Origin of the sequence: Prevotella sp. SGI.167, from assembly GCF_050313615.1 — a bacterium.
Lineage (GTDB): Bacteria > Bacteroidota > Bacteroidia > Bacteroidales > Bacteroidaceae > Prevotella.
This window is the reverse complement of sequence record NZ_JBNPLT010000029.1, coordinates 15330-27597: the sequence shown is the minus strand read 5'-3', so window position 1 is coordinate 27597 and position 12268 is coordinate 15330. Positions and strand designations below refer to the sequence as shown.

Genomic DNA, 12268 nt, shown 5'->3' with positions numbered 1-12268 from the left:
TATGTTAGCAGTAATAGTTGATGATAATAAGCAAGCTGCCCAGGATTTGGCAGAGCGTCTCGGTGATTTCGATGACGTGGAGATTGGGGGCATTGCCCTCAATGGCATGGATGGATTGGCTCTAGTCGGTCAGGTCCTGCCCGATGTCCTCTTCCTCGACGTACAGTTGCCCGACCTGTCCGGTCTTGATTTTCTGGAGAAGATGAGCAGTCAGACCCACGGCAAATGTCGTGTCGTGATGTATACGGCGTATGATGAATATATCTTGCCTGCATTCCGCAAGAAGGCTTTTGATGTGTTGCTCAAGCCTATCGAAGATGCAGAGTTGGCAACCATCATGCATCGTCTAACCCATGAAGACGTCTTTGTGCTTCATCCGGACGAGAACAACAATCTCCGCAAGCAGAGTTCTAAGTTCCTGTTCTATACCAACACTTTGGATTTCAAGCTGATAGACAAGCGCGATATCGGACTCTTCCAATACAATCATGAGCAGCGCTGTTGGGAGGTGGTGGTTGCCGGAAGCAAGAAGACCATCCGTCTGAAGCGTAATCTCAAGAGCGAGGCTCTGCTCGATTTGAGCGATCAGTTTGTGCAGATCAATCAGAAGTTCATCATCAATATGGATTATCTGATAGAGGTGGTAGATAATGTCTGCCATTTCTATCCTCCGTTTGATGCGATAGATTATGTGAAGGTGAGCCGCGTCTATCGCCGTAAGCTGATAGATCATTTTCATAGTTTGTAAAGCATAAAGCCTATGTCATACTTGAAACATACACCCGATCCCTCAAAACAATGGTTTGTTTTGAGGGCAACATATAACAGGCAACAGAAAGCTTACGATTATATCGTCAACAGTAGCAGTCATGCTGATGCAGAGGTTTATCTCCCTCTGCATCATGTCTTGAAATACATCAATGGCAGACGCAAGCGAGTATTGGAGCCTTATCTTCCCCAGTTGCTTTTCGTTTATGCCACGGCAGAAAGCGTGAGGCAACTGGTTGAGAATACCCCCGATCTTTCTTTCCTTACCTATTATTATAATCATTTCAGGAAGGACGAACAGGGCAAGAATCCGCCGCTCACGGTTCCTTATCGTGAGATGATGAACTTCATCCGTCTCACGAGTATTGATAATGAACATATTCGGCTGGTGAATCCTGACCAGTGTCATTACAGGAGCGGTGACCTGGTAAAGGTGATAGAAGGCGAATTTACAGGAATTGAAGGTAGGGTAGCGAGAGTTGCCGGCCAGCAGAGGGTAGTGGTAGAGCTGTCAGGCATCTGCCTGATCACGACAGCCTATATTCCCAGTGCCTTTATTCAGAGAATTTGATGGCTTTACCCAATAAATATGAAGTGTAAAAATGCAGCGCGCTGCAAAAAACATATAAAAACGAATAAAATTTGCAGCGCACTGCATTTATGTACTAGACTGGTTGGTAAATTAGGGGCAGAAGCATTCAAATATAGTTTGCTACAGGTCAATCCGCCCCTCATCTAAAAGATAAGCCTTTTCACTTACGTGAAAAAGTTTTTTCTCGAAAAAAAGTCTCAAAGTCTCTGTGGTTTAACGATTTTAGTTTTATTTGTAAGACGAGTTGACTCTGTTAAAACTTATTTATAATTCACGTTGACTTTCCTGACTGTGGGCAGAATTTTATCAACTCTTCTATATACATGTCTTTAATCGCATAGTGAATGTAGCAGAAAAAAAGAGTGAAAACTTGGTATATTCAGATTTTCTTTGTAATTTAGCAGCGCAAAACGTAAAGTGGGTAAGATTATGGCAGAAATAGTGAATAAATATCCTGTGGGGATACAGACTTTCGACGTGATTCGTGAGGAAGGATACCTCTATGTGGATAAGACGAAATACATCGCAGATTTCAGGAAGAAAGGAATGAAGTATATCTTTCTAAGTCGCCCTCGGCGGTTTGGAAAATCGCTTTTTGCCTCTACTTTGCAAGCCTATTTCGAGGGGAGAAAGGAACTTTTCGAAGGATTGGCCATTGCTGATTATGAGAAGGATTGGGTGAAGCATCCTGTACTGCATTTCGATATGAGCGGTGCCAAGCACTTTGATGGAGAGCGACTGGAAAGATATCTGGCTGATATGCTTGAAGAGAAGGAAATAATCTGGGGGTACAAGTCGCATCAGGAAGATGCCAATCTCAGATTGAAAAACCTGGTAAAGAAGGCTTGCGAGCAGACGGGTGAAAAAGTGGTTGTTATTATAGATGAATATGATGCCCCATTGCTGGATGTTGTGCATGAGAAGGATAATCTTAGTCAGTTGCGTCGTATCATGCAGAATTTCTACAGTCCTTTGAAAATGCTCGACCCATATCTTGAGTTCTGCTTCATTACGGGCATTACCAAGTTCTCCCAGCTCAGTATCTTCAGCGAGTTGAATAACCTCGACAATATCAGCATGCTTGACCAGTACTCTGCTATTTGTGGCATCAGTAAGGACGAGCTTGTCACATCTCTGAAGCCTGATGTAGAGGCTTTGGGTGAGTCCTTAGGTGTATCTTATGAGGAATGCCTGGATGAATTGCGCCAATATTATGATGGTTATCATTTCAGCGAGCATTCTGAGGATGTGTTCAATCCGTTCAGCCTGATAAGAGCGTTGTCTGGTCAGAAGATTGATGCCTATTGGTTTGGTTCAGGTACGCCAAGCTTTCTCATCAAGAGTTTGCAGAAATATCATGTTAACGTGACTGATATCGAGCAGAAGAGCGTGAGTGTGGACGATTTCGATGTGTCACCAGAACAGATGACCTCTGCCTTGCCATTGCTTTATCAGAGTGGTTATCTCACCATCAAGCAATACAAGCCGTTCACCAAGAGTTATAAGTTGGGTTATCCTAACCAGGAGGTGAAGATTGGAATGGAGAAGCTTCTTGCTGCCAATTACGATAGTACCCAGCGAACTATCAGCGACTGGATTATCAAGGAAGGATGATTTTTTGAAGCCAATTCGTGGTTTTTTCTGCAATTGTGAACCACGAATTGGCTATAAAATGCTTAGCATGGCCGGATTTTGATGATACTTCTCGCTGTTTCATGATACTTCTCCCTCCATTTTTAGAGAAGTCTCATTCCGTTAACGCTCTGTGCATTAAAGATATAAGTCCGTATTTTGGCCTAAGAATGATACTTTGAGACTTTTTTTGAGAAAAAAGATTTATACGTGCGTATACTAAGCTAAGGTTTCGTAAGTGTAAATTCAGAATCTCTTTTTAAGATACCAATAAAATATAGCAGATAGGCCTAATTTACTACCACATATACTGATGCGCTTGCATCTTATACCTTTTCCGTCAAAATCCCATTTGTAGTTTTCGACTTTTTTTGTTAATTTTGTACTCATAAACAAAAAGTAAATGGTATTCTTGTAATATCATGTAACTTTTAAGTATAATTATGAGCACATTGTCTAATGTGACACTCCAAAGAGGAGGCTTTAGCCTTCTTTACACAAGACTTACCTCTTGCGTCTCCTCCAAGAAGAACACTTTTGGGGTGTCGGTAGAATATGTGCTTTAGTCAATACTGAATTTTAAAAAATTATTAACAAAGTCGCTTTAATGAGATTGAAAGCGATTGGTATACTATATTGACGTTTATAACTGTATTTAATTAATTAAAATGAAAACAACAATATATTTAGTGTTATTAGGATTTCTTGGATTTTGTACTTCTTGTAGTGAACATAACCCTAATTGCCAAAAACTAGCTAAAATACATAAAATAGAAAAGCAATACTTGGTATCTCACAAATGTGAGGTTAGTAAAGTTGATTTATATGTTGAAAATTCAGGTAGTATGGATGGTTATGTTCATGGAAATACTGAATTCAAAACAGATTTGTTTAATGTGGTGAAACTTTTGGGTGGAAAAGAACCTGTTGATAAATTCTTTATCAATGCAGATACAATTATACGGACAATTTTAAGTGATTATGATTTTTCAAATGGCATGTCTGTAGGAGTATTTCAAAAATGGGGTGGTAATAGAGAGAGTTCTAATATAGCAGAATTGTTAGAGAAAATTATTCAGAAGACTGATTCGATGGGCATTTCTGTTTTTGTATCTGATTGTGTTTTTGATCCCCAAAATGACCCTGATATCGAGAAACGCTTGGGACAACAAAAGACAACCATTCAAACAGCCTTAAAAAGAAAGTTGGGAAAAGATTCTAATTTTGGAGTTGTTGTATATAGGTTGATGTCTTCTTTTACAGGTTTCTATTATAATAAGGTGAAACCTCATACATACTTGACTAACACTCAACGTCCTTATTATATGTGGATATTTGGAGATGCAAACAAGCTCAGAGAAGTGAGAAATTTGCTTGGTAAAGATGTGGAGAGCAGAGCTGGAAAGAATATTATTGTAGCGATGAATACAATTGAAGGCCTCCCATATTATTGCCCATCAGCTAAATGTAATCAGGCTAGAGGAAAGCATATAGAAGAGCCAAAGGAGGTAAAAGGAATATTTTCTTTTTGGGTAAAAGTAGATTTTAGAACTCTTCCGTTGGATGATGCTTATTTGATGAATGTGGCAAATTATGATTTGCCTAAGAATTCTGACTATGTTATAGAAAAGGTAAGAAAATGTAAGAAACAAGATAGTAAATATACCCATGAAATCCGAATTGTAAAAAATAAAGGAAATGTGAAAAAGAATACCTTGCTAGAAATTGTCTTGAAACACCCAAAGATTCCTGGTTGGGTAGTTGCAGATACAGATGAAAAAGGTATTGATTTTTTGAATGGGAATATTCGAAAAACTAATCGTACATTTGGCTTAAAATCATATGTTGACGGTATTTATGATGCTTATGAAACCAATATTGCTAATTTTAAAATATTAATAAAATAATCGTATAACTATGGCGTTTTTTGAAACAATTTATTCTTGGTTCCATAATTTCTACAATGATGTGATGTGGGACACTGTAAGAGAAATCATTTCTGACAATGATGAACTGTTATTTGCTGATAGCCTTTATGTTGTTGGTATAGTTACGTTGGTAGTATCTTTATTGATAGCTGTAGCTTTCTATATATGGCCTATCAATAATCCAAGCTTTAAGTCATGGAAATCTTGGATCGTTATGCTTTTGATATCTATGCTTTTAAACTTTGGTGTAGGAGTAGGCATGGGATATTCAAGAGTGCTGTCTGTGAGTGATGATGAAGAAGCTTGTGCTCTTATTTTGGGCGACGATTATGATGGTCAAGCTTTGACGGATGAAACAGGTATTAATAATTACCTAGGTTTTGGCTTGTCTAATCTTTTCGTTGGAAGTATCTTCTTTATGGTATGTTGTATACCCCTTACTTTTTATAATGGTAATGCAAAATTCTCACCTTTTAGAAAATAAATACAGCTATGAGTAAATTATATGTTTTTGCAATTGGAGGAACTGGTTCTCGTGTACTAAAGGCACTGACTATGTTGATGGCAAGTGGTGTGAATGTTCCTGTAGATAAAATTGTACCTATTATTATAGATCCTGATGCTGCAGGTGGTAATAAAACAGATACTGTAAACATAATGGATCTTTATCGAAAATTTCATGGTAATATAGACTACAATGATCCTAATGCAACTTTCTTTCAAACATCTTTGGAAAAGTTGAATTTTCCGTCAGGAGATTATGTTTTGCCTTTAGGTGGGCAAACTAATCAAAAGTTTAATAACTATATGATGTTTTCTTCATTTTCTGAGGAAAATCAAGCATTGGTAAATATGTTATTTTCTGATGAAAATCTGAACTCAGACATGACGGTAGGTTTCACAGGAAACCCGAATATTGGTAGCGTTGTACTCAATCAGTTTGCGCAGTCTCCTCAATTTACAACTTTTGCAAATGACTTTAATGAAGGAGACAACATATTTATTATAAGTTCTATTTTTGGTGGAACTGGTGCTAGTGGTTTTCCGCTTTTGTTAAAGAACCTTCGTCATATAGATCCTAACTTGCACATTCCATCTGCACAAGCAATCATGGATAGTAAGATAGGTGCTATATCGGTATTGCCTTATTTTGGCTTGACCCCTGGTAAAAAAACTGACCCAGATTCTGATACCTTTATGGCAAAAACAAAGTCTGCTTTAGCTTATTATGACAACAACTTAAATAATATAGATGCTCTATATTATATTGGCGATCCTGCTCATCAGTCATATGAAAATGTAGCTGGGGGTGCCAATCAAAAAAACAAAGCACATTTTATAGAGCTAGCATCTGCTTTAGCGGTTATCGATTTTGCTAAAAATGCTAGTTCATTGGAAGGTAATACTATTTATAAAGAGTATGGTATTAAAAATGATACCAGAGGAATCACTTTGACAGATTTGGAGGGTGTGGATTATTTGGCGATAGCTCGACCAATGGCAGAGTTTACTCTGTTTTGCCAGTATATACAGAATAAATTGGAAAGCTCTGATGACCAGAAATGGATTATACAAGGCGAACCAAACTACAAGCAAAAGTTTTTGGGCAATATGGATTATAATGATTTGCAGTTGTTTGTAGATTATTATTTGTCATGGCTGGAAGAAATGAAAAATAATGATCGTTCTTTCGAACCTTTTAATCTTAATGTGCCCAATGATAATGTTTTTGGGTTTGTAAAGAATGTTGATACCAAAAAAGTGTTGAGTACCAAGTCTAATTGGGATTTGGTAAATGATAGATTGAATAATTCTGTGGATAAAGGAAAGGTGTCAAGGGCGCAGTCAAAAACATTGGGTAGATTTGTAGCCCATATGAATGCTGCTATGAGTAAATTGGTAAATGAAAAGATAAAACTTTAATACTTAAAAGCTATGAGTAAAGTATTTAGATATCATCAAGGAAGAGATAATATTAAGGGTTGGGGAATTTCTTCTAAATATAATAATAAGGTATATGGGGATGACCCTGAATCAATAAAGGATCCTGCAGGAGCTACGGCAAGTAAGGAAATAACATCAATTCCTAGTCCTTTTGCAAGAATGGACTTGGTAAAAGCTGCTTTCGCTTTTGTCAACACAAAGGGCCTAGCTGGAAAAACCATCCACCATAAGATGGTTTCGCATGCATTGGACGTTGCTCAAATGTTCTTTAACTACGATACGTTGAAGAACGCCAAGTTGTTGGATATGATAAAATGGGATAAAGCAAATGTGCAGACGTTGAAAAATAGTTCAAGTCCTCAAGAACGTTTATTTGGAAGAACTTTGGATTTGTTCTTAGACCAAGATGCTGCAACTTATAACTTTGGAGAGCTGCAGAGTATTTTTATGTTGAGATACGTTGGCCCTGACTCTCCAAAGCAGTTTAACATAATTGGTGCGACTTCTCCAGCAACATTGTTCTTTACATCTGCAAATGATAACTCTTGCGTTTCTAACTATATAAAATTTGGCACCCACAAGGCTCTAGATCCTGATGTCTTCGTAAGACTTTCTGAGAGAGATGCTAATTTCATTAAGTATATGTATGATTTGCGAGCTTCAATTCCTAATTTTGCATTGAAATTTAAGGAGGTAGATGAGTATCTGAACAAAAGCTTTGGTGAATTGTCGTATGAGTTGCAACAATATGTTAATGCTGTAGCTCAGGGAACTCAAATCTCAGCAAACTATGATGAGCTAGATTATAAGTCTGGAGTGCCAGTAGAAATATTGGGGTATCCATTGGGAAAATTGCGACCTGTAGATATTGGAGCGGTAAGTGATTTCACGTTGAAAACCTCTAGACCATTAGCAAAGGTGCCTTTGGCATTGCCATGTAGCGCATTTTCTAGAGCATGGCGATATACAACATCAACTTGGAATTCTGATATTCAAGTTCCTGTTGGTGATAATCGCAGTATAGATGCCAGAACTTTGCCACAGGACAATACTGCTTGGCCTTATCTTACGATGGACGATTTCTTGGAGAAAAATATTGTGGAAATGGATAGCGAGTGTGTTTCTTCTGATTTCTTCTATGGTAATATGAACGATGATTCAGGTTTTTCTCACAGTTTCTTGCTGCCAATAAAGCAAACTTATTTCAACTACTTTACGATAAATGAGTTGAAAAAGGCATTGAGAATGGAGTGCCATAATTCTGATGGAGTAGGTATGCGCGTCAAAGTATCCTTGGATATTCCTGTGAAAGCAGGTATTGTTACTTATGAACGTAATTATATAATCCAAGCTGCTGATGGAGATATGATGAACCCTAAAGATGGTGCCATCATTCAGATGAGTTTTACAATGACGATGTTCCCTTGTGTGAAGTTTCCACAAGGAACAAAGCCTGATTATCGTCTTACTTTGTTGACTTTGGAAGATGATTATCAGATGGAACTCTCCTGTGTGAGGGAGGATAATTCTACAGTACAGCCTACGATAAAAATGGATCGGAATATGAACAGTGCTGGAGAGCGTGAAGAAATCTTGGCACCTAATCAGCCGATGTATGTTGTTGAAGATAATTTCGAGTTCATTACTTTAAATATTAATGGATATGATGCAATAATCGTTCCAAAATGGCGTGGAAGCGCAGGAGGAAGTACTTATGAGTTTGCAGTTGATTTTGGAACAACAAACACACATGTTGAGTATAAGGTAGATGCTGGACCTAGTAAAGCTTTAGACATAACTAATGGGCATATTCAAATGTCTTGTCTCAATGTTGATGCTCTAAAGAATACTAACATATTACCATCTATAAGAAATAATCAGATTCCATATAAATTAGGTGTGGATATCAAGTTCCCAATGCGTACTTTGTTATCTTATAAGACAGCGACAAATTGGAATCTGCCATTCTGGCCTTATATTACTGGCAATATGCCTTTCTATTATGGTTCTGTTGTAAACAATAAGTTTAATAGCTTGGAATCAGACTTGAAATGGAGTTCACCTCACCAAATGGTTAAGTGTTATTTAGCAAGTATCATAATGCTTATTCGCAATAAGGTACTTATGGAGGGTGGAAATCTGCCAAATACTCGAATTGTTTGGTTCTATCCTACGAGTATGTCTATGAATCAATTGGGTATTATTTCTGGCATTTGGAATCAACTATATTCTGATTATATCGGTCCAAACGCAAATACATTATTGGCTTCTATTCCAGAGTCTATTGCTCCTTATACTTATTATCATGGTAAATTTGGAGCTGGTGTGAATGTGTTGACGATAGATATTGGAGGTGGAACGTCTGATGCTTTTATTGTAGATAATAATGCAGAACCTGCATTTATAACCTCTTTCCGTTTTGCGGCAAATTCTCTTTTTGGTGATGCTTTAAAAATAGCTGGTGCAGATACAAATGGGTTTGTGAAGAAATTCAAGCCGCTGATGGAACAAGCTTTGAATGCAAATGGATTAGCTGTGGTAACAAATGTTTTATCAGCTGTGGAGCGTTCTAAAATATCTGCAGATTATATTTCTTTGCTTTTTACCTTGAAAGAGAATAGCGATGTGGTTTTGAAAGGTTGCCAAAATAATGTGGACTTTATGAAAATGTTGCAAAAAGAAGAAGGGGCAAAAACTCTGATGCTCATCTTCTATGCTGCAATAATTTATCATATGGCAATATTTATAAAGGCCAAAATAAATAAAGGAAACGACAATATTCGCGTGCCTGAATATATTGCTTTTAGTGGAAATGGTTCTAAGCTATTAAATATTCTTGGAGTAGATACTGCAGTTGGTGAAGCTATGCTTTCAGAATATACTAAGAAAATGTTTGAAAAAGTAATGGGTGCAAAGTATCCAGATCATGGAATCAAAGTCGTAACAGACTCCCTGCATCCTAAGGAGGCAACTTCTAAAGGTGGATTGTCTTTAGAGGCAATTCCTACTCCTATAAAGATACGTCATATGTCAGCAACCTTGTTAGGTACGAAAGATGCTCGTTTTGTAGGAACAGAACTATATAGCAATTTGACCGATGCTGATTTTGAAAGCGTAAAGGATGCAGTAGCAGACTTTACTGAAAAATTCTATGAGTTGGCTGAGGACATGAATTTGAATGATGCATTTGGCGTTATGTCTTATGCTAATTTAAGCAAGTATAAACGTGAATTTACGTCTAATACTGTTAACAGAACAAGAAATGCACTTAATTTCTATCATAAGTTAAATGCACCGTCTCCTATCGAGAACACCTTGTTCTTCTATCCGATTACCCAGTTGTTGAATGAGCTTGCTCCTAAAATGTTGTAAAAATGAAAAAGTCTCTATTATTAATAACGATGATGTTTTTTGCTCTCTGTGCCTCTGCACAGGGAGCATCCCCTACTAAGCAAGAAATTGCCGGTAAATGTAAAATTTTACAAAATAACATTACTTTGTTAAAAAGTAAATTAGTCGATATTAGAAAGGCAGAACAATATAAAATTCTACAACAAAAGAAAGATACGATAGTTAAAAAAGAACTACTTGCTTCCAATGATAGCTTATTGGAAAAGGCTAATCAAATTGTGAATAAAGCTCAGATATGTTATGAGCAAGATACTACGTCCAATATAGTCCCTTTGGCTTTGAATACGGTTCAGAAAGGCTTAGGTGCTTATGTTGATGTTGTTTTTAAAGAGCAAAAGGCAATAAACATCGATGTTAAAGAAGGTTTTGATAAAATCATCAATGAACAACTTACCAAATTTGATTATGCGTTACAAAATTTGGAGAAAGAAATGGATGATTCTAATTTAGATGCGAGTGGAAAGGAAAAAAATGAGGAAAATAATTCGTTGGATTTGTTGATAATATTGGAAATTATCGGATTTGCGGTTATCCTATGTGTAGTTTGCATAATCTATTTACTTGCAAAATCTAAGAGTTCTAAAAATGAAAGGGAAATTCATAGGATAAAGAAAGAGTTAGAAAGGGAAATTAGTAATAATAAAGACGCTATTTTCAACTTGTCTGGCAAAGTGAAAGAAAATTATGGTAATACTGAGAATAATGCGAAGGGAGGATTAACAGAAAAGCAAATTAGAGATATGATTTTCTCTGAGATTAATAAACACCAAAAGAGTATTGAAAATCATATTGTTGGAAAATCTATGCAAAAACAGTTTGCCAACACTGTGTCTTCTCATGGTGAAAATGAACAAACTGCAGAAAATGGTGTAAAAAAACAAAACGATTATTGCCTTTATGGACAACTTCAAAATGACGGTTCCTTCAAAGTCTCTCAGAGTGATTCACGCAATGCTTTTTATGTGTTGAATTTGAAAGATAGTAAAGCTGAACAGGCAGAGTTTTCTTTGAAAGAATTTGATAACGATACAGCTAAAGCTATAATCGAGGGTCGCCAAATGCATTTAGTGCCAGCTTGCGAAATAGAATCTTCTGCTGGTCTTCAGAAGATTATTGTTGTGAAGCCAGGAATAGCTGAAAAACAAGGAAATTCGTGGTTAGTAAAGAGCAAGGCACAAATTAAATTGGTTAATGCATAAAAGCTAAAGGGAATATATAATGTTAGTTGTCGTCTTGTTTTATATTTTGTGCATTCTTTTGGTTCTTCTGATTTTGTTTCGACTTTTAGAAAATAAAAAAGCGAAACAAATATGTAGGGTGCTTGATAGACTATTAGTTGATATTGCTCTGAGAGGGATTGTGGAGAATTATGATAGACGGCATAACAAAAATAAAAAGAATGTTGTTGATGAAACAGAATATCAAGTCCATAATGAACCTGAAAGGCTTCAAAATATGATCATAACCTTACAGAAAGAAAAGAAAGCTTTAAATGAGGCCTTGGAACAGTGTGAACAAGCTAAAGAAGTTCTTTCAAACGAAAAGGAAGAATTAATAGAGACCAATGAGTTTTTCGCTAGTTCGATAGAAGATTTACAAAATACGATTAAGACTCTTTCGTTTGAACAGAATACAAAAATAGTCAATAAAATCCCTAGTAAGACTAACGAAAAAAAAGAACAAGCCAAAGAATCCTATCTTTATGCAGAACCTGATGCAACTGGTACTATTTTGCGTAAGATTTCTCCAAAGGAAACCAAATATTCTTTGTTTAGATTAGAGGTGTTGAATGAACAGGTATGTAAATTTTATGTTTTAAACAATACTGCAACCCCAATGTATATAAACAACAGAAGTATTTCTTTGCTTGCATGTCAAATTGTAGAAGTCGCCCCAAATCCTACTAAGTTTGAAATAGTAGAAGCAGGAACTGCAGTGAAAAATAACAACAACTGGATAGTCATGGAACCAGCCAAAATAAAAATTTTATAAC

Annotated in this window: 9 protein-coding genes; all 9 read left to right on the top strand. The window is 36.6% G+C overall.

Features of this window, described 5'->3' with window-relative positions:
- Position 1 precedes the first annotated feature (1 nt).
- Complete coding sequence (locus ACQRBJ_RS12810; protein ID WP_445303841.1) at positions 2-748, top strand: LytR/AlgR family response regulator transcription factor; 747 nt, start codon at positions 2-4, stop codon at positions 746-748.
- 12 nt (positions 749-760) lie between these two features.
- The gene (locus ACQRBJ_RS12805) at positions 761-1339 is read left to right on the top strand and encodes a UpxY family transcription antiterminator (protein WP_445303840.1); all 579 of its coding nucleotides are present in this window, start codon (positions 761-763) and stop codon (positions 1337-1339) included.
- Between the two features lie 450 nt (positions 1340-1789).
- Positions 1790-2974: an AAA family ATPase gene (locus ACQRBJ_RS12800; protein WP_445303839.1), complete on the top strand. Its 1185-nt coding sequence runs from the start codon at positions 1790-1792 to the stop codon at positions 2972-2974.
- A 686-nt stretch (positions 2975-3660) separates the two neighbouring features.
- Positions 3661-4899 (top strand): hypothetical protein, encoded by a 1239-nt coding sequence (locus tag ACQRBJ_RS12795; RefSeq protein ID WP_445303838.1) that lies wholly within the window; start codon positions 3661-3663, stop codon positions 4897-4899.
- Positions 4900-4909: 10 nt separating this feature from the next.
- The gene (locus ACQRBJ_RS12790; protein ID WP_445303837.1) at positions 4910-5404 is read left to right on the top strand and encodes a hypothetical protein; all 495 of its coding nucleotides are present in this window, start codon (positions 4910-4912) and stop codon (positions 5402-5404) included.
- 8 nt (positions 5405-5412) lie between these two features.
- Positions 5413-6843, top strand: coding sequence for a hypothetical protein (locus tag ACQRBJ_RS12785; RefSeq protein ID WP_445303836.1), 1431 nt, complete (start codon positions 5413-5415; stop codon positions 6841-6843).
- A 12-nt stretch (positions 6844-6855) separates the two neighbouring features.
- The gene (locus ACQRBJ_RS12780) at positions 6856-10236 is read left to right on the top strand and encodes a hypothetical protein (RefSeq protein ID WP_445303835.1); all 3381 of its coding nucleotides are present in this window, start codon (positions 6856-6858) and stop codon (positions 10234-10236) included.
- A 2-nt stretch (positions 10237-10238) separates the two neighbouring features.
- Positions 10239-11474 carry a hypothetical protein gene (locus ACQRBJ_RS12775; protein ID WP_445303834.1) on the top strand — a complete coding sequence of 412 codons (1236 nt, stop codon included), beginning with the start codon at positions 10239-10241 and terminating at the stop codon, positions 11472-11474.
- Positions 11475-11493: 19 nt separating this feature from the next.
- Complete coding sequence (locus ACQRBJ_RS12770) at positions 11494-12267, top strand: hypothetical protein (protein ID WP_445303833.1); 774 nt, start codon at positions 11494-11496, stop codon at positions 12265-12267.
- The last annotated feature ends 1 nt before the right edge of the window (position 12268 follow it).

What these genes read in the sequence shown, in the direction of transcription:
- ACQRBJ_RS12770 (WP_445303833.1), top strand. Translation starts at nt 11,494, where the DNA reads ATGTTAGTTGTCGTCTTGTTTTATATTTTGTGCATTCTTTTGGTTCTT.
- ACQRBJ_RS12805 (WP_445303840.1), top strand. Translation starts at nt 761, where the DNA reads ATGTCATACTTGAAACATACACCCGATCCCTCAAAACAATGGTTTGTT.
- ACQRBJ_RS12810 (WP_445303841.1), top strand. Translation starts at nt 2, where the DNA reads ATGTTAGCAGTAATAGTTGATGATAATAAGCAAGCTGCCCAGGATTTG.
- ACQRBJ_RS12790 (WP_445303837.1), top strand. Translation starts at nt 4,910, where the DNA reads ATGGCGTTTTTTGAAACAATTTATTCTTGGTTCCATAATTTCTACAAT.
- ACQRBJ_RS12785 (WP_445303836.1), top strand. Translation starts at nt 5,413, where the DNA reads ATGAGTAAATTATATGTTTTTGCAATTGGAGGAACTGGTTCTCGTGTA.
- ACQRBJ_RS12780 (WP_445303835.1), top strand. Translation starts at nt 6,856, where the DNA reads ATGAGTAAAGTATTTAGATATCATCAAGGAAGAGATAATATTAAGGGT.
- ACQRBJ_RS12775 (WP_445303834.1), top strand. Translation starts at nt 10,239, where the DNA reads ATGAAAAAGTCTCTATTATTAATAACGATGATGTTTTTTGCTCTCTGT.
- ACQRBJ_RS12800 (WP_445303839.1), top strand. Translation starts at nt 1,790, where the DNA reads ATGGCAGAAATAGTGAATAAATATCCTGTGGGGATACAGACTTTCGAC.
- ACQRBJ_RS12795 (WP_445303838.1), top strand. Translation starts at nt 3,661, where the DNA reads ATGAAAACAACAATATATTTAGTGTTATTAGGATTTCTTGGATTTTGT.